This window comes from Mesorhizobium sp. M1428 (assembly GCF_040317515.1).
GTDB lineage: Bacteria > Pseudomonadota > Alphaproteobacteria > Rhizobiales > Rhizobiaceae > Mesorhizobium.
On sequence record NZ_JAMYKT010000003.1, the window covers coordinates 132488 to 158411 of the forward strand.

The 25924-nt window shown below is 62.5% G+C and carries 21 protein-coding genes; 14 read left to right on the forward strand and 7 right to left on the reverse strand.

Annotated features, from left to right (window positions below):
• Window positions 1-77 precede the first annotated feature (77 nt).
• On the forward strand, window positions 78-1679 hold the full coding sequence (locus tag NKG60_RS05815) for an FAD-dependent monooxygenase (protein ID WP_352862769.1): 1602 nt from the start codon (window positions 78-80) through the stop codon (window positions 1677-1679).
• A 194-nt stretch (window positions 1680-1873) separates the two neighbouring features.
• On the opposite strand, the gene NKG60_RS05820 is transcribed toward NKG60_RS05815, so the two are convergent.
• Window positions 1874-2347 (reverse strand): phosphatidylglycerophosphatase A family protein, encoded by a 474-nt coding sequence (locus tag NKG60_RS05820; protein WP_352862768.1) that lies wholly within the window; start codon window positions 2345-2347, stop codon window positions 1874-1876.
• A gap of 273 nt (window positions 2348-2620) precedes the next feature.
• Between NKG60_RS05820 and NKG60_RS05825 the strand changes: the two genes are divergently transcribed.
• The 3 genes from NKG60_RS05825 to NKG60_RS05835 all read left to right on the forward strand — a co-directional run bounded on the left by NKG60_RS05825 (window position 2621) and on the right by NKG60_RS05835 (window position 4230).
• A complete protein-coding gene (locus tag NKG60_RS05825; protein ID WP_352974352.1) occupies window positions 2621-3247 on the forward strand; it encodes a CDP-alcohol phosphatidyltransferase family protein in 627 nt (208 codons plus the stop codon).
• A 69-nt stretch (window positions 3248-3316) separates the two neighbouring features.
• Window positions 3317-3751, forward strand: coding sequence for an antitoxin Xre-like helix-turn-helix domain-containing protein (locus tag NKG60_RS05830; protein WP_352862891.1), 435 nt, complete (start codon window positions 3317-3319; stop codon window positions 3749-3751).
• Complete coding sequence (locus NKG60_RS05835) at window positions 3748-4230, forward strand: RES family NAD+ phosphorylase (RefSeq protein WP_352862766.1); 483 nt, start codon at window positions 3748-3750, stop codon at window positions 4228-4230. Before NKG60_RS05830 ends, NKG60_RS05835 begins: the two co-directional genes overlap by 4 nt.
• 51 nt (window positions 4231-4281) lie before the next feature.
• On the opposite strand, the gene NKG60_RS05840 is transcribed toward NKG60_RS05835, so the two are convergent.
• The 6 genes from NKG60_RS05840 to NKG60_RS05865 all read right to left on the reverse strand — a co-directional run bounded on the left by NKG60_RS05840 (window position 4282) and on the right by NKG60_RS05865 (window position 9677).
• Entirely contained in the window at window positions 4282-5301 is a 1020-nt protein-coding gene (locus tag NKG60_RS05840; RefSeq protein ID WP_352862765.1) for an LLM class flavin-dependent oxidoreductase, read from the reverse strand.
• Between the two features lie 156 nt (window positions 5302-5457).
• Complete coding sequence (locus NKG60_RS05845) at window positions 5458-5664, reverse strand: hypothetical protein (RefSeq protein WP_352862764.1); 207 nt, start codon at window positions 5662-5664, stop codon at window positions 5458-5460.
• An 18-nt stretch (window positions 5665-5682) separates the two neighbouring features.
• Entirely contained in the window at window positions 5683-6825 is a 1143-nt protein-coding gene (locus tag NKG60_RS05850) for a DegT/DnrJ/EryC1/StrS family aminotransferase (RefSeq protein ID WP_352862763.1), read from the reverse strand.
• A 253-nt stretch (window positions 6826-7078) separates the two neighbouring features.
• Window positions 7079-8002 carry a carbohydrate kinase family protein gene (locus NKG60_RS05855; protein ID WP_352862762.1) on the reverse strand — a complete coding sequence of 308 codons (924 nt, stop codon included), beginning with the start codon at window positions 8000-8002 and terminating at the stop codon, window positions 7079-7081.
• Window positions 7999-8445: an RbsD/FucU family protein gene (locus NKG60_RS05860; RefSeq protein ID WP_352862761.1), complete on the reverse strand. Its 447-nt coding sequence runs from the start codon at window positions 8443-8445 to the stop codon at window positions 7999-8001. The genes NKG60_RS05855 and NKG60_RS05860 overlap by 4 nt, the downstream gene beginning before the upstream one ends.
• Before the next feature lie 2 nt (window positions 8446-8447).
• The gene (locus NKG60_RS05865) at window positions 8448-9677 is read right to left on the reverse strand and encodes an ROK family transcriptional regulator (RefSeq protein WP_352862760.1); all 1230 of its coding nucleotides are present in this window, start codon (window positions 9675-9677) and stop codon (window positions 8448-8450) included.
• A 228-nt stretch (window positions 9678-9905) separates the two neighbouring features.
• Between NKG60_RS05865 and NKG60_RS05870 the strand changes: the two genes are divergently transcribed.
• The 10 genes from NKG60_RS05870 to bglA all read left to right on the forward strand — a co-directional run bounded on the left by NKG60_RS05870 (window position 9906) and on the right by bglA (window position 25915).
• The gene (locus tag NKG60_RS05870) at window positions 9906-10922 is read left to right on the forward strand and encodes a sugar ABC transporter substrate-binding protein (protein ID WP_352665933.1); all 1017 of its coding nucleotides are present in this window, start codon (window positions 9906-9908) and stop codon (window positions 10920-10922) included.
• A gap of 89 nt (window positions 10923-11011) precedes the next feature.
• Window positions 11012-12094: an ABC transporter permease gene (locus NKG60_RS05875; RefSeq protein WP_352862759.1), complete on the forward strand. Its 1083-nt coding sequence runs from the start codon at window positions 11012-11014 to the stop codon at window positions 12092-12094.
• Window positions 12091-12879 carry an ATP-binding cassette domain-containing protein gene (locus NKG60_RS05880; protein ID WP_352862758.1) on the forward strand — a complete coding sequence of 263 codons (789 nt, stop codon included), beginning with the start codon at window positions 12091-12093 and terminating at the stop codon, window positions 12877-12879. Before NKG60_RS05875 ends, NKG60_RS05880 begins: the two co-directional genes overlap by 4 nt.
• A gap of 175 nt (window positions 12880-13054) precedes the next feature.
• On the forward strand, window positions 13055-15523 hold the full coding sequence (locus NKG60_RS05885) for a glycogen/starch/alpha-glucan phosphorylase (protein ID WP_352974358.1): 2469 nt from the start codon (window positions 13055-13057) through the stop codon (window positions 15521-15523).
• Window positions 15524-15668: 145 nt separating this feature from the next.
• Window positions 15669-17882, forward strand: a complete 2214-nt coding sequence (gene glgB / locus NKG60_RS05890) for a 1,4-alpha-glucan branching protein GlgB (protein WP_352862756.1) — start codon at window positions 15669-15671, stop codon at window positions 17880-17882.
• 35 nt (window positions 17883-17917) lie between these two features.
• Window positions 17918-19183, forward strand: a complete 1266-nt coding sequence (gene glgC, locus NKG60_RS05895; protein WP_352862755.1) for a glucose-1-phosphate adenylyltransferase — start codon at window positions 17918-17920, stop codon at window positions 19181-19183.
• Between the two features lie 3 nt (window positions 19184-19186).
• A complete protein-coding gene (glgA, locus tag NKG60_RS05900) occupies window positions 19187-20632 on the forward strand; it encodes a glycogen synthase GlgA (protein ID WP_352974361.1) in 1446 nt (481 codons plus the stop codon).
• A 3-nt stretch (window positions 20633-20635) separates the two neighbouring features.
• Complete coding sequence (locus NKG60_RS05905) at window positions 20636-22264, forward strand: alpha-D-glucose phosphate-specific phosphoglucomutase (protein WP_352862753.1); 1629 nt, start codon at window positions 20636-20638, stop codon at window positions 22262-22264.
• The gene (gene glgX, locus NKG60_RS05910) at window positions 22264-24297 is read left to right on the forward strand and encodes a glycogen debranching protein GlgX (RefSeq protein ID WP_352974363.1); all 2034 of its coding nucleotides are present in this window, start codon (window positions 22264-22266) and stop codon (window positions 24295-24297) included. The genes NKG60_RS05905 and glgX overlap by 1 nt, the downstream gene beginning before the upstream one ends.
• Window positions 24287-25915 (forward strand): beta-galactosidase BglA, encoded by a 1629-nt coding sequence (gene bglA / locus NKG60_RS05915; protein ID WP_352862751.1) that lies wholly within the window; start codon window positions 24287-24289, stop codon window positions 25913-25915. Before glgX ends, bglA begins: the two co-directional genes overlap by 11 nt.
• Window positions 25916-25924 lie beyond the last annotated feature (9 nt).

Sequence of the window (25924 nt, forward strand, 5' to 3'; positions counted from 1 at the left end):
GACACATATTTGGACCAATCATATGATTTGATCAATCAAAATGTTTTGGTGATCAAAGCAATGAGAGGAGATCCGAGATGACCAACACCACGGTTCTCGTCGTCGGAGGCGGCCTGAACGGTCTGACGGCGGCCGCCCTATTGGCTCACAACGACATTGCGTGTGTCCTCGTCGAGCGTCATCCCGACACGTCAATCCAGTACAAGTTTGCCGGCATTTCCCCGCGCAGCATGGAGATATTCCGAAGCCTCGGCCTCGAGGAGGAGATTCGTGCAAATCGTACGGGGGACCAACAGGCGGGCGCTATTGCGCGCGCCAGGAATCTCGCCGATCCGGAGATTCAATGGGGCGGACCGGCGTGGCCGGATGCAAGTGCCCTCAGCCCCACGCAACCGGCGACGTGTGATCAGCACGTCCTGGAACCGATTCTGCGCCGCTACGCCGAGCGGAACGGTGCAGACGTGCGTTTCAGCACGGAGCTGGTGACTTTCGATCAGGACGAGACCGTCGTCCGCGCGGAAATTCGCGATATCGCGACCGGCGCGAAGGAGGTCATCTCGGCCGACTATCTGATCGTCGCGGACGGTGCGAACGGTTCCTTGCGAGAAAGGCTGGAGATCAGCCGCAGCGGGGCAGGCGGCCTTCAGCACTGGATGAATGTCGTCTTCGACATGGACATGCCTCCAACGATAGGCGGCAAGCGCTTCACGTCATGCTTTGTGACCGACCTCAACGGGACCTTCACGCCCAGGGAGGGTGGACGATGGCTTCTGGCGCTCCAGTACTTTCCCGAAAAGGGCGAGAAACCTCAGGACTTTGATGAAGCCAAATGCAGGGAACTGATCATACGAGGTGCGGGCCGGTCGGACATCACGACGAGGCTTGTCGATGCGCGCTCCTGGGAAGTGGCCGCCCTCACAGCGCGCCAATTCCGCCGAGGCCGCGCGTTTCTTGTGGGGGATGCGGCACATGTGATGCCCCCAACAGGCGCTTTCGGTGGCAATTCAGGTATCCACGACGCCCATAACCTTGCCTGGAAGCTTGCGATGGTGGCACGCGGACATGCCGATCCCTCGTTGCTGTATAGCTATGACATGGAGCGCCGGCCGGTCATCGAGGCTACTTTGGCGCAAGCGCTCGCCCGCCTGCAGAAATGGTTCGACGATCCGTCGAAGCGGTTGCCTCCTCCGGTTGCGATCGTCGAGGATTACGATATGGTATTTGGCCAACGCTACACTGCAGGCATCGTGACTCGAGAATCCACGCCGGGCGATCACCCGTTCCAAAAGTCCACGGAGCTGTCGGGCCGCCCTGGCACGCGTTTACCGCATTTCGCGGTCGAGCGCGCCGGCCAGCGGATTTCGAGTCTCGATCTGTGCGATCGCGATCTTCTTCTCCTCTGCGCCGATGAAGCATGGTGTCAGGCCGCTGACGCCGTAAGCCAGCGCCTCGGAATGCCGCTGACCTGCCACGCCTTGGGTGCCAATGGGAATCTGATTGACTTGGACCATCGGTGGCCTTCCGCGCTCGGGGTTGAAAGCGGCGGTGCCGTCTTGGTCAGGCCGGACGGCTTTGTCGCGTGGCGGTCAATCCACGGTGTGCCTGATCCCGTACAGGTGCTGATCGAAACACTTGACGGGTTTGGCTTCCGCACGCAGGCACACGAACACCATCGATGAGCGGCGCGGATGCCTCCTGCGTTCCGCCACGCCCATGTCGTCGCCGGGAATGCAGCGCACGAAGCCCGGCCGCTACGACTTCCTTGCCGATCCCATCGCCAGGAATGGCCGCGATCCTGTAGCTTCGCATCGGTCCGGTCCGTGGCGCTACACTCCGATGGACCACCGTGGCCTTGGCGGACCGATTGTCGCCGTTACCGCAAATGGTCGATCAAACCCTTCAGCAGGAGCAGCAACGCCCCAGCGACGACAGCCGCGGCCGCATCGTCCAGCATGATGCCGGCCCCACCCCTTACCTTGTCATGCATGATACGGATGGGCCAAGGTTTGACGACGTCGAAAAACCGGAAAGCAAGGAAGCCTGCTGCCCACCAGAATGGGTCGAGTGGCAGCATGGAAAGTGTTACGGCGGCGCCGAAGGTCTCATCGATGACAACGATCTGCGGGTCCTCCGTCCCGGTACGGGAGATGACATGCGATGACGCCCATACGCCGACGGCGAACAGGGCCGCATAGGCAAGCACGGTCAGCCAAGGCGATGCAGGTATCAAAGCTGCGGCAACAGCCACTCCGACCATTGCGCCGACCGTGCCCGGCCATAATGGAGATAATCCCGCGCCAAGAGAGGTCGCGAGCAGGTAGGCGAACTTGGGTGGAAATTTATGCATCGAGTTTCGCCGGACTTCCCGAGGATGGCAAGCAATCATAGTCACATCGTTCGGGTGCGACCGCCAGACCGCCGGCCGATTTGCTCCGTCAGCTCGGCGAGCGCCTTAATCCGCCGGCCGCATTCGCCGAAAGAAATCGCCGTTGCGGCGAGTTGAGAATGTTGCTGGGTCCGGTCTTGGGCCGCTTTGGCCAAATGGAACGGTAGCGACGGTGGAACAAACCCGCAAATTGCTGGTAAAGCTCGGTGAAACGACATTATCAGAGGAACCGCCATGATCGCCGGTCTCATGAAAAGTCGCATCGACCCGCTATGGGAGCAGGCCGCTTCTCCGCTGATCGGGATCGGCATGACGCCGAACCAGGTTACTGCCAGCGGGCTCGTGCTCGTCGCTTTGTCCTCGGCGGCCTACGTCTACCACCATTCAAGCCTCGCCTTTGGCCTTTGCCTGGCGTTTGCCTTCACCTTCGATGCGCTGGACGGTGCCGTCGCCCGCCGGACAAACATGAGCACCAAGGCCGGTGGCTATTTCGATGCCGTCGTCGACCGCTATCAGGAATTGGCAGTCTTTGCGGCAATCGGCTGGGTCGCTGATCTGTGGGCGACCGCAATGTTCGCGTTCGCCGGCGGGATACTCACAAGTTACGCCAAGGCGCGGACGGCGCTGGAAATCCCTGTGGAAAACCACGGTTGGCCGGATTTCTTCGAGCGGATGGAACGCCTGGTGTTCATTTGCGTGCTGCTCGCCGCCGACGGAGTCGCGACCGCCATGGGCGCGGCTTCGCCCTGGATTCTGGCGGGTGGGTTCGCGTTGTACGCAGTGCTGGCCAACGCCACAGCGCTGCAACGGGTTAGTCGCGCATTTGCGATGCTGAAACGAGCCGACGGGAAGCAGCCGTGAGACTGCAGCCCACTTGCGGCTAGCCTCACATGAAGGTATATTATGCTTCACATGAAGGAGGCAGTGATGATGCTGGCGTTTGGAAATGTCGCCGACGTGCTGGGACTGTCGCCCAAGGAAACGGCTGCACGGTCGCCATTCGGGCTGATGGCTCGAATTGAAGACGGATTGCCCATCGGCGCGCTCGAACGCGTCTCACAATTGCTGGCACCGGCCGACGCCCAATTCAAATATCGCCTCGTTCCAAAGGCAACCTATGAACGTCGCAAGAGGGGTGCTCTTCGACTGTCTTCGGAAGAGGGCATGCGGGTGGCACGGGTTGCTCGTGTATGGGACTTGGCCCTCGACGTCTGGAAGATCGAAGATGAGACTCGTGACTTTCTATTTCGGCCGCATCCCATGCTGGAAGACCGGCGCCCGATCGAAATGGTCATCCAAAACGAGATCGGCGCCGAGCTGGTGATCGATATCCTTGCAGGCCTGAAGTATGGCACCGCCGCTTGACGGCGCAGATACTCGATCGGACGCTGCTGTGCTTCAGGATCGGCGATCCTGCTGGCACCTATCCGATCTTTGACGCGACGGGCTCGACGATCGCGCCCGGCCGCTGGAACACGCCCGGCAGCCCGGTGATCTACACCAGCGAGCATTATTCGACTGCGTTGCTGGAAAAGCTGGTGCACGGCAGCGGCAGACTGCCGCCCAACCAGCACTACGTCCAGATCATGGTTCCGCGCGGGCTGAGCTACGAGATATTTTCGCAGCCGTCGCTGCCGGGGTGGGACATGATGCCGGCAAAGGTGAGTAAGGAATTCGGCGAGACGTGGTATGTCGAGCGCCGCAGCGCGATCTTGATCGTGCCAAGCGTTGTGGCTCGCCTCGACAACAACGTGTTGATCAATCCGGCCCATCCGGAGTTTGCCTTGATCACGGCCAGCCTGCATCAACCCGTATATTGGGACAGTCGCCTGTTCGGCTCCTGAGCAGGTCAGGAGGGGCAGGTTCCTGCCTGCGGCGTCGATTGCTCAAACGCGTCAGCGCCAGCCCAAGCCAGGGGCGACATGGGTCAGGATCGCCTCGAGGACGTGGGCATTGTAGTCGACGCCGAGCTGGTTGGGGACGGTAAGCAGCAGCGTATCGGCCTCGGCGATGGCTTCGTCGCCCTTTAGCTGCTCGATCAGCACGTCCGGTTCGGCGGCATAGGAGCGGCCGAACACGGCGCGTCTGTCTGCCTCGATGTAACCGAAATGATCTCCGCTCTGGTTACCGCCGAAATAGCCCCGGTCGCGATCGTCGACCAGCGCAAAAATGCTCCGGCTCACCGACACCCGAGGCTCGCGCGCGTGACCGGCCGCCTTCCAGGCCTCGCGAAAAGCCCTGATCTGTTCGGCCTGCTGGATGTGAAACGGCTTTCCGCCTTCGTCGAATTTGAGCGTTGAGCTCTGCAGGTTCATCCCCAGTTTCGCCGCCCATTCTGCGGTGGCGTTTGTGGCGGCGCCCCACCAGATGCGCTCGCGCAGGCCTTCCGAGTGAGGCTCGACGCGAAGCAGGCCAGGCGGGTTGGGAAACATCGGCCACGGGTTGGGCTGCGCAAAGCCTTTGCCCAGCAACACTTCGAGCAGCACTCCGGTGTGTCTGCGGGCCATGTCGGCATCGCTCTCGCCCTCTTGCGGGGCGTAGCCGAAGTAGCGCCATCCCTCGATTACCTGCTCCGGCGAGCCGCGGCTGATGCCCAGCTGCAGACGCCCTCCGGCGATTAGATCGGCGGCGCCGGCGTCCTCGGCCATATAGAGCGGGTTCTCGTAACGCATGTCGATCACCGCCGTGCCGATCTCGATTCGGCTGGTCTTCGCCCCAACCGCTGCCAGCAGCGGGAAGGGCGAGGCGAGCTGGCGCGCGAAGTGGTGCACGCGGAAATACGCGCCGTCCGCACCCAGTTCCTCGGCCGCGACGGCCAGCTCGACGGACTGCAAAAGCGCATCGGATGCCGTCCGCGTCTGCGATTGCGGCGAGGGCGTCCAGTGCCCGAACGAGAGGAAACCAATCTTCTTCATGAAATAGCCAGCCTAGAGGGACGACAGGTGCAGACTATGCGTCGGCGCAGCGCAAAGCATCCCGAAATCGGAACCGACCGCCCCAGTTTGAGGTGAACGGTCCGTTGTTGATCAGCGATGCCGTCAATGGCGAACCTGCTGCCGGCGCGAGCGCATCTAGGAAGGTACCGCGAACGCGAGCACTATCGCGATGAGGATCAACAGCGGCCCCATCCATTTAAAATGGGTTCCAAAGTTGGTCCACCATGCCTGCTGTTGGCCGGGGCGAGCTTGAGAGGGGTCCGCGAAAAATCCGAAGCCGACGCCAGCCATCCACAACCCGGCGCAGAACATGATGAACTCGTCGATGTAATCCGCGACCACGCTTCGAAGCTTTCGAATTTATGCCGCCGCTACATGCGCCGAATTCGAGCCGATATAGTTACGGATCGTTTCGATGATCCGGTCCTGGTCGGCCTCGCTCAGATAGGGATGCATCGGCAGGCACAGGATGCGATTCGGCAGCTCTTCCGAAACGGTAAGGCCGGTCGGCGTGCGCGGATAATCGCGATAGGCGATCTGGCTGTGCAGCGGTTTCACATAATAGATGACTGACGGAATGCCCTTTTCACCGAGATGTGCCTTGAGCCCGTCGCGTTTCGGCGTTTCGATCGCGTATTGCGCCCAGGCCGAGCGGCCGCCGCCCAGATTGCGCGCCGCCTTGACGATATCGCCGAGACCTTCGGCATAGCGATTGGCGACCGCTTGCCGTGCCACCATCTCGTCCTCGAGGATGGCCAGCTTCTCGATCAGGATCGCCGCCTGAAGCGTGTCGAGCCGCGAGTTGATGCCGACGCGGACATTGTCATATTGCGTTTCGCCCTTGCCGTGAAAAGCAAACGACCGCAGCTGTTCGGCCAGCGCATCGTCATTGGTGAACATCGCACCGCCGTCGCCATAGCAGCCGAGCGGCTTTGCCGGATAGAAGCTGGTCGAGCCGACGGTGCCGAACGAGCCGCACATCTTGCCGTCGGCCGAGCCGCCGGTCGCCTGCGCCGCATCCTCGATGACCATCAGGCCTTCGCGATTGGCGATGGCCATGATCGCCTCGTAATCGGCGGCGAGGCCGAACAGGTCGACGGGAATGATTGCCTTCGGCCTCAGCCGGCCCTCCGCCTTGATCATGGCGATTGCCGCCTCGAGGCTGGCGATGTCGATATTGTAACTGTCGGGATCGACGTCGACGAAGACCGGTTCGGCCTTGGTCAGCGCCACCACTTCGGCCGTGGCGGCAAAGGTGAAGCTCGGCACGAACACCGCGTCGCCCGGGCCGATGCCGGCGGCAAACAGCGGCAGCAGCAGCGCATCGGTGCCGTTGGCGCAAGCGACCACATGCTTGGTGCCGATATAGGCGGCGAGCTTGTTTTCGAATTCGGTGACCTGAGGTCCGAGAATATAGCGGCCCTCATCGACAACCCGGTCGATTGCCGCTTTCAGCCTGTCGCGGATGCGTTCGCGCTGCGCGCCAAGATCGATGAACTGCATGTCGGCCTCAAACGGGTTTAATCAGATAACCGGCCGCTGGTAGCAGACTTGGCACGGCCGAGAAAGCCGCAGGGCAAAACCCTGAATTGCTCAAGTGTCGCAGCCTGTTACCTCTGATTTCCGATCTGCCCTCTTAAACGCGGGGAAATCCGGGCTTCGGCCGGCTCGATATGGACCTTCACAACCCGCCCCGCCGGTCGGCGAAACATAAAGTGATCGCGGCAGGCAGATCCGTGAGCGTGTTGCCAGCCGGTCAAGCGAGTTCATGCCGCCATGGCGGATTGGCGCCGGCCCGCGATACCGTCACCGCCGCGGCCTTGGCGCCGAGCGTCAGCGCCTTTTGGATGGCGTCTTCGGGCAAACTGGCGATTGCCGTCTTCGAGAGCAGACCCTGTTCGTGCAAGGAGGCAAGAATGCCGGCATTGAATGTGTCGCCGGCGCCGACGGTATCGACCACCTCGACCTTGTCCGGGACGACCGTGACCCGGTGCTGGCTGCTGTAACCGACCGCGCCCTCGCTGCCATGGGTGACGACGATCAGCTTCGGACCGCGGTCCAGCCAGTTGCGGACGACGTCCTCATGCGAGCCGGCTTCGCCGAACCAGTTCAGATCCTCGTCCGACAGTTTCACGATGTCGGCCATCGCCATCATGTTGCGGATGCGCCTGAGGTGCTTGGCCTTGTCCGGAATGAAGTTTGGCCGGATGTTGGGGTCGAGCATCATCACGCGGCGCTCATGCTCGCGTCGCATGAACTCCTCATAGGCCGACCCGGCCGGCTCCGAGATCAGGCTGATGGCGCCGAACAGCATGGCCTCGATCTCGCTGCCGAGTTCCGGCAGGTCCTCCATGGTCAGCATGCGCCCGGCGGTGTTCTCGTCATAGAATGTATAGGTCGCCTGGCCGTTGTTGAGGCGCACGAAGGCGAGCGTGGTCGGACGCGACGAGGTGTGTGCATAGGTGGAACTGACCTTGCTGGCTCCCAGCGCCTCCCTGAGCTGGCCCCCGAACAGATCCGACGACAGGCCGGAGAAGAACGCAGCAGGCGCACCGAGCCGGCCAAGCGCAATTGCCGAGTTGAAGACGGCGCCGCCGACATAGGGCGCAAAGGCCGGCTCGCCCTTCGTCGTGGTCCGCGGCAGCATATCGATCAGGGCTTCGCCGCAGCAGAGGATCATGAAGTCTTGCTTTCCGGCGGATAGATCACGCCCTTGCGAATGATGATGTTGGCATAAAGCCGCGGCTCACTCGTCGCGACGATTGCGTGCGCGGCCTTGACCCGTGCATAGAAGTCGGCACCGGCAAGCGCAACCACCTTGCGGCCCGGCGCACGCATGGCGCAGATCGCTTCCATCTCATGGTGAACCGGATCGGCGAGCAGGGGATCGCCTTTGGCCGAGGCGCGAAACAGCGCCTGCGGCACGGCGTCGTCGACCGGCAACACGCTCAATACCGCATCGAGCACGGGGACGAGATGATGACCGTCGGCGCGGATCAGCCGCTGTGCCTGCTGCTCGGCCGGGTAGTTGCCGTCGACCAAGGCGATCTCGTCGCCATGGCCCATGGCGCGCAATATCGCCAGAAGCTCCGGGCCGAGCAGCGCCGGGATGCCGATCAGCATGCTCAGAAGCTCCGGGAAATCGTGGTCGAGCCGATGAGGAAGCGCTCCGATAACGGCAGGCTGGCGCCACCCAGCGCCCGCGCATGGATACCGACGGTTCCCTCGCGAACGGCCGGCAGCCTCAGGCCTTCGCCGTCGATCCGGCCGATGGCCTGGATGACGGCATCGACAAGCCGCCTGCGCACAGCAGGCGGCATCCATCCGTCGATCACCGCGGCTTCGAAATCAATGACGGAGGACGCCGAAACGATGGCGTAGGCGAGCGCCTGCGAGGCGCTGGCGATCCAGTCGTCAAGGTCGGCGCCGAGCTCGCCCCAGTCCCCCGGTGACGTCCACAGATGCGAGGCCTCGACGCCGCGCGCGTTGAGCGCCTTTTCCAACATGGCGATCGATGCCACGTCGATCAGCTGCGTCGGCTTGCCGTCCGGCCCGGGCACCGGCATCGAGCCCAGCGCGCCGGCATTGCCGGTTGGGCCGCCAAACAACCGGCCGTTCAGCACGATGCCGCCGCCGGCAAACGCGCCGATATAGAAATAGACGAAATCGCGTGCCGCACCCGCCGCCTGGCCGAACACGAGCTCGGCGCCGCAGGCCGAGGTGGCGTCGTTCTGCAGATAGACTGGAAATTCGCATTGCGCCTGGATGTCGGCGCGGATGTCGCGATGGCGCCATTCGTCCATGATTTCGCGCGGTGCACCGGCGGTGTCGGCCCAGTTCCACAATTCGAACGGCATGGCGATGCCAAGCCCGGCAATGCGTTTGTCTTGCGCCGGGGTGAGTTCGCCGCGCATCTTCTTCATGCCGTTTGTGACGAACTCCACCGTCTCGCGCGGCGCCGGATAGCGGTACGAATGCTGCAGCATCGAGCGCACATTGCCGAGGAAATCGATCAGCACCAGCTCGGCGCTGCGGCGGCCGATCTTCAGGCCGATGAAATAGGCGCCGTCGGGATTGAGCGCCATGGGTATCGAGGGCTGGCCGATCTTGCCGCGCAACGGCGCCTGGCGAACGAGCAGATCGTCCTCCTCCAGCTCGCGCATGATGACTGACACTGTCTGCGCCGAGAGCCCGGTCATACGTGCGATGTCGGATTTTGCCAGGCTGCCGTGCTGGCGCACCAGCGACAGAACCAGCCGCTCATTGTGGTCCCGCATGCCGCTTTGATTGGTGCCGCGGTGCAGGCGGCTTTCGGCCGCATCGGGCGAGCCGTGCCTTGTAATGCCGGTCTCCACCCTGTTCCTCCCGTTGTTTCCCCTCAATGCTTTTGGTCTAGAGTGAGTGAACAATCCTGCGTTGTCAATAATAAATAAGAGTGATTTAATTATTGACAGTGCTGGCGGACTGGTGTCTCTTGAGGTCGGCGCCGACACTGGGAGATTTCGTCGGACGCGCTGCAGATGCCGGTTGGCCGGCATCCTAAATGGTTCCATGGGAGGAAAATCGTGACCACGTCAAAACTGTTGAAATCCACCGTGTTTGCCGCGGCCGGACTGAGCCTGATGGCCTTTGCTTCGACCGCGTCCGCAGCCAATGTCAGTGCTTGCCTGATCACCAAGACCGACACCAACCCCTTCTTCGTCAAGATGAAGGAAGGTGCCGCCGCGAAAGCCAAGGAAATCGGTGTCGATCTGAAAGCCTATGCCGGCAAGGCGGAAGGTGACAATGAGGGCCAGGTTGCGGCGATCGAATCCTGCATCGCCGACGGCGCCAAAGGCATTTTGATCACCGCCACCGACACTGCGGCCATCGTGCCGGCGGTGAAGAAGGCGCGCGATGCAGGGGTGCTGGTGATCGCTCTCGACACGCAGCTCGAGCCTGCCGATGCCGCGGATGCGACGTTTGCGACCGACAATTTCAAGGCCGGCGAGCTTATCGGCTCCTGGGCAAAGGCTACCTTGGGCGACAAAGCCAAGGATGCGCACATCGCCTACATGGATCTGATCGCCAGCCAGCCCTCCGTCGACGTCCAGCGTGATCAAGGCTTCATGAAGGGCTTCGGCATCGACCTCGGCGATCCCAAGAAGATCGGCGACGAAACCGACGCACGCAACGTCTGTCACGATCTGTCGAGCGGCAATGAGGATGGCGGGCATACTGCCATGGAGAATTGCCTGCAGAAGGATCCGGATATCAACGTCGTCTACACCATCAACGAACCTGCGGCCGCGGGCGCCTACCAGGCGCTGAAGGCCGTCGGCAAGGAGAAGGACGTCCTGATTGTCTCGGTCGATGGCGGCTGCCCCGGCGTCAAGAACGTTGCCGAGGGCGTGATCGGCGCCACTTCACAACAATATCCACTGCTCATGGCCTCGCTCGGCATCGAAGCGATCAAGACCTTTGCCGACACGGGCAAGAAGCCAGAGCCGTCGCCCGGTCTGGATTTCTACAACACCGGCGTCACGCTGATCACCGACAAGCCTGCCGCCGGCATCGAATCCATCGACACAAAGCAAGGCCTCAGCAAGTGCTGGGGTTGATTTGATCCCCTGATCGGCTCAACTTCAAAACAACAATAGAGAATGTGGAGCGGTTTCGGCCGCTCCACATCACAGGCGGGGAGGCCGACTTGAGCGTCGAAACAACTAGGAGCAAGGGACCGCAGGAATTCGAGACGGTCCTGGCCGCCAGCGACGCCAGCGTCGCTTCATTCGAGACGCATTCCCGCTCGACATTGGAGAGCATCCAGCACCGCTTGCACAAAAGCCCCGCCATGGTGCCGCTGATCATCCTGCTCATCTCGGTGGTTCTGTTCGCAGTCGTCGTCGGTGGCCGCTTCTTTTCTCCCTTCACCCTCACCCTGATCCTCCAGCAGGTGGCGATAACAGGCATGGTCGGCATCGCGCAGACACTGGTGGTGCTCACCGCTGGCATCGACCTGTCAGTCGGCGCCATCATGGTGCTGAGCTCGGTTGTTATGGGCCAGTTTGCCATGCATTACGGTGTTCCAGCGCCGGTCGCCGTTGCCGTCGGGCTGCTTGTCGGCGCGATTTGCGGCTTGATCAACGGCATTCTCATCGCCTGGGTGAAACTGCCGCCCTTCATCGTGACGCTCGGCACCTGGTCGATCTACGCTGCCATCAACTTCATCTATTCCGGCAACGAGACCATCCGCAGCCAGGATCTCGAGGCTACGGCACCGCTGCTGCAGTTTTTCGGCGGCTCGTTCAGGATCGGCGGCGCCGTCTTCACCTACGGCGTGCTGTTGGTGCTGATCATGGGGGCAATTGCCTGGTACGTGCTCAATCACACGGCATGGGGCCGGCATGTCTACGCAGTCGGCGACGACCCGGAAGCCGCGGAACTGTCGGGGGTGCGCGTCAGCCGGATGCTGGTCACGGTCTACACCCTGACTGGCATCATTTGTGCCATCGCCGGCTGGGCTTTGATCGGACGCATCGGATCGGTCTCGCCACAGGCCGGGCAGTTCGAGAACATCAATTCGATTACCGCCGTGGTGATTGGCGGCACATCGCTGTTCGGCGGCCGCGGTTCCATCCTCGGGACCATCTTCGGTGCGCTGATTGTCGGGGTGTTCGCGCTCGGCCTCAGGCTTTGGGGGACAGATCCCCAATGGACGCAATTGTCCGTCGGCGCCCTTATCATCATCGCTGTTGCTATCGACCAGTGGATCAGGAAGATCTCGGCATGAACCAGACTCAGGAACCGATCCTTACCGCCCGCAGCCTGGTCAAGCGCTACGGCCGTGTCACCGCTCTCGACAGCGCCGACTTCGACCTCTATCCGGGCGAAATCCTTGCTGTCATCGGCGACAACGGCGCCGGCAAGTCGTCGCTTATCAAGGCGATTTCCGGAGCCGTCACCCCCGACGAAGGCGAGATCCGGCTTGAAGGCAAGCCTATTGCATTCAAGTCGCCGATGGAGGCCCGCGAAGCCGGCATCGAGACCGTCTACCAGAATCTGGCGCTGTCGCCGGCGCTGTCTATCGCCGACAACATGTTCCTCGGCCGCGAGATCCGCAAGTCGGGGTTTCTTGGCAGCTGGCTGCGCATGCTCGACCGTCCGGCGATGGAAAAGCGTGCCCGCGACAAGCTCACCGAGCTTGGCCTGATGACCATCCAGAACATCAGCCAGGCGGTCGAAACGCTCTCCGGCGGCCAGCGCCAGGGCGTGGCAGTGGCGCGCGCCGCCGCCTTCGGCTCGAAGATGGTCATCATGGATGAGCCGACGGCCGCGCTTGGCGTCAAGGAGAGCCGCCGCGTGCTCGAACTGATACTCGACGTCAAACGCCGAGGCCTGCCGATCGTGCTGATTTCGCACAACATGCCGCATGTCTTCGAGGTGGCGGACCGCATCCACATTCACCGGCTCGGCCGTCGCCTGTGCGTCATCGATCCGAAGCAGTATACGATGTCCGACGCGGTCGCCTTCATGACCGGCGCCAAGGTGCCGCCGGAAGCGGCGCTGGCGGCTTGAGCAAGAACTTGAGGCCCATCGCCGAGGAGCCCAAACGCGCTGTTTCAAAATACCAAATTGCCGCAGGGCAACTCGGCTTGCGGTCGCCTGAATCGATTGAACATTCGGCGGGATGCATTAGCATTGGCAGAGATGGTGAAAGCCGCATGATCCTGGCAACGTCACGAGAGGCAGCATGACGCGCGCGATGACAACCGAAGCTCCTCTGCCCACGCTCGAAAACCCGGATCCCAAGACGCTCGCCGAGGAAGTCTTGCAGGCCCTCAAATACAGGGTGGGCAAGGGCACCAACGTTGCAACCCAGTACGATTGGCTCACCGCCTCGATCAAGGTTGTACGCGACCGCATCGTCGATCACTGGATGCAGGCGACCCAAGAGGCCTACGCCCAGCAGGAAAAGCGCGTCTACTACCTGTCACTGGAATTCCTCATCGGCCGCCTGATGCGCGATGCCTTCTCCAATCTCGGCCTGATGGACAATATGCGCGAGGCGCTTTCGTCGCTTGGCGTCGACCTCGACATCATTGCAGCGCTCGAACCTGACGCTGCCCTTGGCAATGGCGGGCTTGGCCGGCTTGCCGCCTGCTTCATGGAAAGCATGGCGACCGTCAACATCCCCGCGCATGGCTACGGCATTCGCTACGCCAACGGCATGTTCCGGCAGGAGATCCATGACGGCTGGCAGGTGGAACTGCCCGAGACGTGGCTCGATCACGGCAATCCCTGGGAGTTCGAGCGCCGCGAACGCTCCTTCGAGGTCGGCTTCGGCGGCTCGGTGGAATCGATCACCTCGAAGGACGGCAGGCTCGAGCGCCATGTCTGGAAGCCGACCGAACATGTTCTGGCCGTTGCCTACGATACGCCAGTGGTCGGCTGGCGGGCCAACCGCGTCAACACGCTGCGTCTATGGTCCGGCATGCCGATCGACCCGATCTTACTCGACAAGTTCAACGCCGGCGATCACATCGGCGCGCTCGCCGAAAGCAACAAGGCCGATGCGTTGTCGCGTGTCCTTTACCCGGCCGATTCCCACAAGGCCGGCCAGGAGCTGCGGCTCAGGCAGGAGTATTTCTTCTCCACCGCCTCGCTGCAGGACATCGTCCAGCGTCATCTCAGTCAGTATGGCGACCTGCAATCGCTGCCCGACAAGGCGGCGATCCATCTCAACGACACCCATCCGGCCATCGCCGTCCCCGAGTTGATGCGCCTGTTGATGGATGTCCACGGCATGGATTTCGACCAGGCCTGGAGCATCACCAAGCGCACCTTCGGCTATACCAACCACACGCTGCTTCCCGAAGCGCTGGAAAGCTGGCCCGTGCCGCTGTTCGAGCGGCTGTTGCCGCGCCACATGCAGATCGTCTACGCCATCAACGCCGAGGTGCTGCTCGAGGCGCGCGCCTCCGACCAGTTCTCGGACGAGCAGATCAGTCGCATCTCGCTGATCCAGGAAAATGGCGATCGCCGCGTGCGTATGGGCAATCTGGCCTTTGTCGGCTCGCACTCGATCAACGGCGTGTCGGCACTGCATACGGAATTGATGAAGGAGACGGTGTTTGCCGACCTCCACAGGCTCTACCCGGATCGCATCAACAACAAGACCAACGGGATCACACCGCGGCGCTGGCTGATACAGTGCAATCCCGGCCTCACTGCACTCACCCGAGAGGCGATCGGCGACGGCTTCCTCGACGACATCGACGAGATAAAGCGGCTCGATCCTTTCGCCGAGGACGCCGCCTTCCGCGACAAGTTCGCCGCCGTCAAACGGGCGAACAAGACGAGGCTTGCCAATCTCGTTGCCGACCGGCTCGGTATCAAGGTCGACCCCTCGGCGCTGTTCGACATCCAGGTCAAGCGCATCCACGAATACAAGCGCCAGCTCTTGAACATTCTCGAAGCGGTCGCGCTTTACGACCAGATCCGCTCGCATCCTGAGCGCGACTGGATGCCCCGCGTCAAATTCTTCGGCGGCAAGGCGGCGCCCAGCTACCACAACGCCAAGCTGATCATCAAACTTGCCAACGACGTCGCCCGGGTGATCAACCGCGACCCGGCGGTGCGCGGCTTGCTGAAAGTGGTATTCGTGCCGAACTACAATGTCAGCCTGGCCGAAATCATGATGCCGGCCGCCGATCTTTCGGAGCAGATATCGACCGCCGGCATGGAGGCGTCCGGCACCGGTAACATGAAGTTCGCGCTGAACGGCGCGCTGACCATCGGCACGCTCGACGGCGCCAATGTCGAGATCAAGGAATGCGTCGGCGACGACAACATTTTCATCTTCGGCCTGACCACCGATGAGGTCGCCGAGCGACGCAACAATGGTTACGATCCGCGTGCCGTGATCGAGAGATCGCCTGAATTGGCGCAGGCGCTTGCCGCGGTTTCGTCCGGGGTCTTTTCGCCTGACGATCCGGACCGTTATCGCGACCTGATCAACGGTCTTTACCAGAGCGACTGGTTCATGGTCGCCGCGGATTTCGATGCCTACGCCGCCACCCAGCGCGACGTCGATGCCGTCTGGCGCAACAGCCCGGACTGGTACGCCAGAGCGATCCGCAATGTCGCCCGCGTCGGCTGGTTCTCGTCCGACCGCACGATCCGCCAATATGCGAAAGACATCTGGCACGTGCCCGCCTGATGTGATTGCATGAGACCAGGAACAATGTGGCCCTAGTGGAGTGATTTGACCTTCGCATCCCTTGGAAGGTCAGGCGGCCTGCGACTGTCGAATTCAAAACTTCACTAGAAACACACACTTGGTGCCCGAGGAGGGACACTGCCTGATGAGCAAGCCGCGCGCGACCGTTGCGACAAGCGGGCCGGACGGACTGACGCCAGCCGGCGATGTCGCGGCGATTGTCGCCGGCACGCATGGCGACCCCTTTGCCGTGCTTGGCGTACATGAGGCGGGGAAGGGCTTTGTCGCCCGCTGCTTCGTCCCCCATGCCGAGTCCGTCACCGCCTATACGCTGACCGGCAAGAAGGCCGGCGAGCTGTCGAGACGCGACGACCGCGGCTTCTTCGAGGGCAAACTGTCGCTGCGCAAACGCCAGCCGTTGCGCTATCATGCCAGGAATTCTGGCGGCGACTGGTGGCTGACCGATCCATATTCCTTCGGCCCCGTGCTCGGTCCGCTGGACGACTATTACATCGCCGAAGGGTCGCATCTCAGGCTGTTCGACAAGCTCGGCGCCCATCTCATCGACCATGAAGGTGCATCGGGCATGCATTTTGCGGTGTGGGCGCCCAACGCAAGGCGCGTCTCGGTGGTCGGCGACTTCAACGAGTGGGACGGCCGCAGGCATACCATGCGCGACCGCCGCGATACCGGCATCTGGGAGCTGTTCATTCCCGACATCGGCGCCGGCCGCCCTTATAAATACGAGATCATCGGGCCGGATGGCGTGAGATTGCCACTCAAGGCGGATCCGTTCGCCTTCAAATCCGAGCTGCGCCCGGCCACCGCCTCGGTGACGGCGCTGCCGCCGGCGCATGAATGGGGTGACGAGGCGCACCGGAACTACTGGCGCAATGCCGACCACAGGCGCGAAGCCGTATCGATCTACGAGGTCCATGCCGGGTCATGGCGGCTTCACGACGACGGCAGCTTCCTGTCTTGGGATGAGCTCGCCGACAGGCTGATCCCTTACGTGGTCGAGATCGGTTTTACCCACATCGAATTCATGCCGATCTCCGAACACCCTTATGACCCTTCCTGGGGCTACCAGACGACCGGCCTCTATGCGCCGACTGCCCGCTTTGGCGATCCGGACGGTTTTGCCCGCTTCGTCGACGGCGCCCATCGTGCAGGCGTCGGCGTCATCCTCGACTGGGTGCCGGCGCATTTCCCAGTTGACGAACACGGTCTGGCAAAGTTCGACGGTACCGCACTCTACGAACACGCCGATCCGCGCAAGGGCTTCCATCCCGACTGGAACACCGCGATCTATAATTTCGGGCGCCGCGAAGTGATTTCGTTCCTGGTCAATAATGCGCTGTTCTGGGCCGAGAAATATCACGTTGACGGACTGCGCGTCGATGCGGTCGCCTCGATGCTTTATCTCGATTATTCGCGCAAGGCCGGTGAATGGATTCCCAACGAGAAGGGCGGGCGCGAGAACCTCGAAGCGGTCAGCTTCCTGCAGCGTATGAATAAGGAGGTCTACGGCCACCATCCGGGTGTGATGACCATCGCCGAGGAATCGACCTCGTGGCCGAAAGTCTCGCAGCCGGTGCATGAAGGCGGACTGGGCTTCGGTTTCAAGTGGAACATGGGTTTCATGCATGACACTTTGGAGTATTTCTCCAAGGAGCCCATCTTCCGCAAGCATCACCACAACGACATCACCTTCGGCCTGGTCTACGCCTTCAGCGAGAATTTCGTGCTGCCGCTGTCCCATGACGAGGTGGTGCACGGCAAGGGCACGCTGCTCAACAAGATGGCCGGCGACGACTGGCAGAAATTCGCGACGCTGCGCGCCTATTACGCCTTCATGTGGGGCTATCCCGGCAAGAAGCTCTTGTTCATGGGCCAGGAGTTCGCACAGCGCCGCGAGTGGAGCGAGGCGCGCGCTCTCGACTGGAACCTGCTCGATTTCCGGCTTCACCGCGGCGTCTGGCAGACGGTGCGCGATCTCAACTATCTCTACCGCTCGCGCCCGGCGCTGCATGCCCGCGACTGCGAGCCGGAGGGCTTTTCCTGGCTGATCGTCGACGACAGCGCGAACTCGGTATTTGCCTGGCTGCGCAGCGCGCCGGGCGGCAACCCGGTCGCCGTCATTTCCAACTTCACGCCGGTGCCGCGCGACAATTACCGCGTGCCGCTGCCGCAGGCCGGAAAATGGCGCGAGATCATCAACACCGATGCCACGGATTATGGCGGTTCCGGCAAGGGCAATAGCGGCGTCGTCGAGGCTGAGGCGGAAGGAGGAGGCATTTCGGCGACGATGCTTTTGCCGCCGCTGTCGACGATCATGCTCGAATTCGTCCCGGACTGAGCTATGTCTGGAGCATCTAACCTGGGAGGATAGGAATGGCTGAAATAAAACGAACACAGCCGCTGGCACGCGACGCCATGGCTTATGTGCTGGCCGGCGGTCGTGGCAGCCGGCTCAAGGAACTGACCGACCGCCGCGCCAAGCCGGCGGTCTATTTCGGCGGCAAGACCCGCATCATCGACTTCGCGCTCTCCAATGCGCTCAATTCCGGTATCCGCCGCCTCGGCGTCGCTACCCAGTACAAGGCGCATTCGTTGATCCGCCACTTGCAGCGCGGCTGGAACTTCCTGCGGCCCGAGCGCAATGAGAGTTTCGACATCCTGCCGGCCAGCCAGCGTGTGTCGGAAACGCAATGGTATGAGGGCACCGCCGACGCTGTGTACCAGAACATCGACATCATCGAGGCCTATGGGCCGGAATACATGGTCATCCTGGCCGGCGACCACGTCTACAAGATGGATTACGAATTGATGCTGCGCCAGCATGTCGACGCTGGCGCCGACGTCACCGTCGGCTGCCTCGAAGTGCCGCGCATGGAAGCCACCGGCTTCGGCGTCATGCATGTCGACCCCAAGGACACCATCATCTCCTTCATCGAAAAGCCCGCCGATCCGCCGGGCATTCCCGACAAACCGGATTTTGCGCTGGCCTCGATGGGCATCTATGTGTTCAAGACCAAGTTCCTGATGGAACAATTGCGTCGCGATGCGGCGGAGCCCGGCTCGAGCCGCGACTTCGGCAAGGACATCATCCCCTATATCGTCGAGCACGGAAAGGCGATTGCCCATCGCTTCGCCAAATCCTGCGTGCGCTCGACCGCCGAGAACGAGGCCTATTGGCGCGACGTCGGCACGGTCGACGCCTATTGGGAAGCCAATATTGACCTGACCGACATCACGCCGGAACTCGACCTCTACGACCGCGACTGGCCGATCTGGACCTACGCCGAGCTGAAGCCGCCGGCAAAGTTCGTGCATGACGAAGATGGCCGCCGCGGGTCGGCCGTGTCGTCTCTCGTATCGGGCGATTGCATCGTTTCGGGCGCCTCGCTGAAGCGAAGCCTGATCTTCACCGGCGCGCGCATCAATTCCTATTCGACGCTGGAGGAGGTCGTCATGCTGCCCGACGTCCATGTCGGCCGCAACGCCAGGCTGAAGCGCGTGGTCATCGATCACGGCGTCACGATTCCGGAAGGGCTGGTGGTCGGCGAGGATCCCGTCCTCGACGCCAAGCGTTTCCGCGTTTCGGAAAAAGGTATCTGCCTGGTCACGCAGGACATGATCAACAGGCTGGGATCGTAGTGCATGCAGGTTCTGTCGGTGGCGCCCGAGATCTTTCCGCTGGTCAAGACCGGCGGGCTCGCCGACGTAACCGGCGCCTTACCCGTGGCATTGGCCGGCAAGGGCGTCACCATGCGCACCCTCGTCCCCGGCTATCCGCAGGTGATGGGCGCCTTCAGGAAAAAGAAGGCGGTTCAGCAATATCCATTGCTGCAGGGCGGCAAGGCTTCGGTGCATGCCGTCCAGATCGCCGGGCTCGACCTGTTCGTGCTTGATGCGCCACATCTTTTCGACCGTCCCGGCGGCCCATACGGCAACGCGACCGGCGCCGACTGGCCGGACAATTGGCGCCGGTTCGCGGCCTTGAGCCAGGTAGGCGGTGATATTGCCGGCGGCGCAATCTCGGGCTACCTGCCCGATATCGTCCATGCCCATGACTGGCAGTCGGCAATGACGCTTGCCTATATGCGCTACGGCAAGGCGGTCGGCACGCCGTCGATGATCACCGTGCACAACCTTGCCTTCCAGGGTCAGTTCGGCGCCGGCATCTTTGGCGAGCTTGGCCTGCCGGCAGCGGCCATGGCGCTCGACGGCGTCGAATATTATGGCGGCGTCGGCTTCCTTAAGGCCGGCCTGCAGGCGGCGTGGGCGATCACCACGGTTAGCCCGACCTATGCGCAGGAAATCCGCTTGCCCGAATTCGGCATGGGCCTCGACGGCCTGATCAATATGCGATCCGTCGATCTCCATGGCATCGTCAACGGCATCGATACCGAGATCTGGAACCCGGAAACCGACAAGCATCTGGCCTCCAACTACACGGCAAAGACGCTCAAGGCGCGAATGCCCAACAAGGCCGCGGTCGAGGACCGTTTCAACCTCGATCGCGATGACAGCCCGATCGTCTGCGTCGTCAGCCGACTGACCTGGCAAAAGGGCATGGACATACTGGCTGCGGCCGTCGACGGCATCGTCGCGGCAGGTGCACGGCTGGCAATCCTTGGGTCTGGCGACGCTGGGCTGGAGGGCGCATTGCTTGCCGCCGCAGCCCGCCATCGTGGCCGCATCGGCGTCGTCGTCGGCTATGACGAGGGGCTTTCCCACACCATGCAGGGCGGCTGCGACGCCATCATTATCCCATCGCGCTTCGAACCTTGCGGGCTGACGCAGCTTTACGGCCTGCGCTATGGCTGCGTGCCGGTCGTCGCCCGCACCGGCGGCCTTGCCGACACGGTCATCGATGCCAACGAGGCCGCCATCTCTGCCGGCGTGGCGACCGGTTTCCAGTTTGCCCCCGCCAACGCCGGCGCCCTGCTGTACGCCGTCCGTCGCCTTGTCGAGGCGCATGCCAATCTCGCAGTGTGGACGTCGATGCAGCGGCAAGGCATGAAGGCCGACGTTTCGTGGGACAAAAGCGCCGAAAAATATGTCCAACTCTATCGCTTGCTGCTTTCGAAAAGGGCTGCCTGACTGATGATCCGCACTATCGCCACCAAACCCTATCCCGACCAGAAGCCCGGCACCTCCGGGCTGCGCAAGAAAGTCCCGGTGTTCCAGCAGGAGCACTATGCCGAGAACTTCATCCAGTCGATCTTCGACGCCCTGGACGGGTTCGGGGGTAAAACCCTGGTGATCGGCGGCGACGGCCGCTTCTATAACCGCGAGGTCATCCAGAAGGCCATCGCCATGGCCGCGGCGAACGGCTTCAGCAAGGTGATGGTCGGGCAGGGCGGCATCCTGTCGACGCCGGCCGCTTCGCATGTCATCCGCAAATACAAGACCTTCGGCGGCATCATCCTGTCGGCCAGCCACAATCCGGGTGGCCCGCATGAGGATTTCGGTATCAAGTACAATGCCGGCAATGGCGGCCCGGCGCCGGAAAAGCTGACCGACGCGATCTTCGAAAAAACCAAGGCGATTTCGAGCTTCAAGATCGCCGATATTGGACCGGTCGACATCGACACGATCGGCACGGTCAAGGCGGCTGACATGACCGTCGAAATCATCGATCCGGTCGCCGACTATGCCGAACTGATGGAAAGCCTGTTCGATTTCGACGCCTTGCGCGCGCTGTTCAAGTCGGGCTTCCGCATGCGCTTCGACGCCATGCATGCAGTGACCGGCCCCTACGCCAAGGAGATCCTCGAAAACCGGCTAGGCGCGCCGAACGGCACCGCCCGCAATTTTATCCCGCTGCCGGATTTCGGCGGCCACCATCCCGATCCCAATCTGGTGCATGCAAAACACCTCTACGACGAGATGATGGGGCCGGATGCGCCAGACTTTGGCGCTGCCTCGGATGGCGACGGCGACCGCAACCTGATCATCGGCAAGGGCATTTTCATCACCCCGTCAGATTCGCTGGCCATGCTCGCCGCCAACGCCCATCTGGCGCCGGGCTACAAGGCCGGGCTGAAAGGCATCGCCCGTTCGATGCCGACCAGCGGTGCTGCCGACCGGGTCGCCGAAAAGCTCGGCATCGGCATCTATGAAACGCCAACCGGGTGGAAGTTCTTCGGCAATCTGCTCGATGCCGGCATGGCGACGATCTGCGGCGAGGAAAGTGCCGGGACCGGCTCCAACCATGTCCGCGAAAAGGACGGCCTATGGGCCGTGCTTTTATGGCTCAACATTCTTGCCGTTCGCGGCGAAAGCGCCAAGCAGATCGTTACCCAGCATTGGGCGGCCTACGGCCGTAACTACTATTCGCGCCACGACTACGAGGAGGTCGAGACCGATCGTGCCAACGCGCTTGTCGACGAGCTGCGCGCCAAGCTCGGCTCGTTGCCTGGCACCAGCGTGCGCGGCATGACGATCGCCAGCGCCGATGATTTCGCCTATCACGATCCGGTCGACGGCTCGGTCAGCAAGAACCAGGGCATCAGGGTGTTGTTCGAAGGCGGCTCACGCGTCGTCTTCCGCCTGTCCGGCACCGGCACCTCGGGCGCGACGCTACGGCTTTATGTCGAGCGCTACGAGCCGGACAAGAGCCGCCACGATCTCGACAGCCAGGAGGCGCTTGCCGATCTAATCGCGGCGGCCGACGACATTGCCGGGATTCGCAGCCATACCGGCCGCGCCAAGCCGAGCGTCATCACCTGATGTCGTCGGGACTATCCGCCGGCTATCGTCCGCGATTTGGCGGGCTTGCCGGGCAGGGCGGCATTCGCTTCGCCGCATGGTCCTCGTCGGCTCGGCGCATCTGGGTCTCGATTTTCGAGGAACACGGCAACCGTGAAGTCGACCGGCTGGAACTCCAGTCGGAAGGCGAGGGCGTCTACGCACTTTTTGTTGCCGGTCTCGCCGCCGGCACCCGATACGGGTTCCGCGCCGATGGCGACTACGCGCCGGAACACGGTCTCTGGTTCGATCCCGACAAGCTGCTGGCCGATCCCTATGCCGTCGAGATCGACAGGCCCTATGCCTATGACGGCCGGCTGGCCGCGCGCCGTGGCGCGGGGGCCGACACGGCGTCGCTGATGCCGAAGGCCATCGCTGGCGCCTTGCCGGAACCCTTGCCTGCCTTGCCGCCGCTGTTTCGGCCCGGCGGCCTCATCTACGAGGTGCCGGTACGCGCCTTCACAAAGCTGCATCCGGACATTCCCGAGAAGCAACGCGGCACCATTGCAGCGCTCGCTCACCCCCTCGTTATCGAGCATCTGCAAAAACTCGGCGTCGCAGCCATTGAGTTGATGCCGGTGACGGCATCGATCGACGAACGGCATTTACCGCCACTCGGTCTGCGCAACGCCTGGGGTTATAATCCCGTGACCTTCATGGCGCTCGATCCGCGACTGGCGCCCGGCGGTCTGGCCGAGTTGCGCGGAACGCGCGCCGCGCTGCGTGAGGCCGGCATCGGCACCATTCTCGACCTGGTGTTCAACCACACCGGCGAAAGCGACCGGCTCGGCCCGACATTGTCGCTGCGTGGGCTCGACAACCGCGCCTACTACCGGCACGAGGCTGACGGCGCTCTGGTCAATGACACCGGAACCGGCAATACGGTTGCGGGCGATCATCCGGTCGTCCGGGAAATGGTCCTCGACACGCTTCGCCATTTTGTCCAGCACGCCGGTGTCGACGGATTCCGCTTTGATCTGGCGCCGATCCTCGGCCGTGCCGACGGCGTTTTCGACGCTGATGCGCCGCTGCTGAACGCCATTCGCAAAGATCCTGTTCTTGGCGACCGGGTGCTGATCGCCGAGCCTTGGGATATCGGACCGGATGGCTATCAGCTCGGCAATTTTCCGCCGCCCTTCCTCGAATGGAACGACAGATACCGCGACGATATCCGCCGTTTCTGGCGCGGCGACGGCGGCATGATCGGGGCGCTGGCAACGCGGCTTGCCGGTTCGTCCGATGCCTTTGCCAAAGCAGGCCAGACAATTACCCGCAGCGTCAATTTCATCGCTGCGCATGACGGCATGACGCTGGCTGATATCGTTTCCTATGAGCACAAGCACAACGAGGCCAATGGCGAACAGAACCGCGATGGCCACGACGACAATCTGTCCTGGAACAATGGCGTCGAGGGCCAGACCGGCGACCGCGCGATCGTTACGGCCCGTTTCGATGACCAGCGCGCGCTGCTGGCGACACTCTTTGGCTCGCGCGGCACGATCATGCTGACGGCCGGCGACGAGTTCGGCCGCACGCAGCGCGGCAACAACAACGCTTACGCGCAGGACAATGACATTACCTGGCTCGACTGGTCCGGGCGCGATCTGGCGCTGGAGCGGTACACGGCTCTGCTCGCCAAGATGCGTCGTGCCGTGCCGGCGCTTTTGGACACGGCATTCCTGACCGGAGAACCGCCTGCGGGCTCGAAAATCCCAGACGTAGCCTGGCTGACGGAAACCGGCGTGCCGCTCGACGGTGCCGCCTGGCACGATCCCAGGCGGCACCGGCTGGTCATGGTTCTCGGTACCGGTGAGAACAGTCGCCTTGCGGTGGTCATCAATGGCGACCGCCGGGCCTGCATGTTCACGCTGCCGGAACGGGCCGGTTTTCTTTGGCGCCCAGCTATCGAACCGGATAGTAGCGATATCTTACGGCCGGTGCTTGGGCGAACGGTCATGTTCATGATCGAACGCAGGACCGCGCAGACGGGCGCAGGGGAGAGCCATGATGGCTGACAATGCCGAATGGTGGCGCGGCTGCGTCATCTACCAGATCTACCCCCGCTCCTTCCAGGACACGACAGGCGACGGCAGCGGCGATCTCAGCGGCATCACCTCGAGGCTGGCCCATGTCGCATCGCTCGGTGTCGACGCGGTTTGGCTGTCGCCTTTCTTCAAGTCGCCAATGGCCGACATGGGTTACGACGTTTCGGATTACTGCGCCGTCGATCCGATGTTCGGCACATCAGAGGATTTCGACGCGCTGGTTGCAGAGGCGCATCGGCTCGGCCTGAAAGTGATCATCGACCAGGTCTTGTCGCATTCGTCGGATCGGCACGAATGGTTTGTCGAAAGCCGCACGAGCCGCGACAACCCCAAGGCCGACTGGTACGTCTGGGCAGACGCGAAGCCCGACGGCACCGCCTCCAACAACTGGCTGTCGCTTTTCGGCGGCCCGGCGTGGGAATGGGACGCAACGCGCAGGCAATATTACCTGCACAATTTCCTCGCCTCGCAGCCAGACCTGAATTTCCACAATCCGCAGGTGCAGGACGCGTTGCTGGAAACGGTGCGGTTCTGGCTCGAGCGCGGCGTCGACGGTTTCCGGCTGGATACGGTCAACTACTATGTCCACGACCGCTGGCTGCGCAGCAACCCGCCTTTGGCGGAAAGCGTCGCCGGCACCAATACGGCAACCAGCACCTATCTCTATCAGGAGCATCTGTTCGACAAGAGCCAGCCGGAAAACCTTGCCTTCCTCAGGCGCTTCCGGGCGTTGCTTGACGAATATGAAGGCCGCGTCGCTGTCGGCGAGATTGGCGACGAAACCCGTTCGTTGCAGACGCTCGCCGCCTATACTGGCGGTGGCGACAAGCTCCAAATGTCCTACACATTTGACCTGCTCGGCCCGCAATTCTCGGCGGCGCACGTGCGTGGCTGTGTCGAGGCGTTCGAAAGTACTGTGTTCGACGGCTGGGTTTGCTGGGCCTTCTCCAACCACGATGTCGTGCGCCATGTCAGCCGCTGGACAAGGCCGGGCGGCGATCCGGACAGGGTGGCGAAATTCGCGATCGTGCTGCTTTCTTGCCTGCGCGGATCGATCTGCCTCTACCAGGGCGAAGAACTCGGGTTGGAGGAGGCCGAACTGGCGTTCGGGGATTTGCGCGATCCCTTCGGCATCCGCTTCTGGCCGGCAATCAAGGGGCGGGATGGGTGCCGAACGCCGATGGTCTGGGAGGCTGGCGCCGACAATGCCGGCTTTTCGACCGGCAAGCCGTGGCTTCCGGTCCCGGCAAGCCATCGCGCTCGGGCGGTCGACGTCCAGGATGGCGAGCAAACCTCCGTCCTGGCGAGCTACCGGGCGATGCTGGCCTTGCGCAAGCAGCATCCGGCGCTGGTTCGAGGCTCGATCCGGTTCCACGATGCCGAAGGCGACGTCCTTGCTTTCATTCGCGAAGGCGGTGACGAAAAGCTGCTCTGTGTCTTCAATTTCGCCGACGAGCCGGCCGGCTGGCACTTGCCACCGGATGTGGAAGCGATAGAGCCGATAGATCTCGGCGGTGCTGCCGGCGTCTTGCAGGAAAGAACTCTGTCGCTGCCGCCGTTGGGCTGCTTCCTCGGCCGGATCGGCTGAGCTCTATTT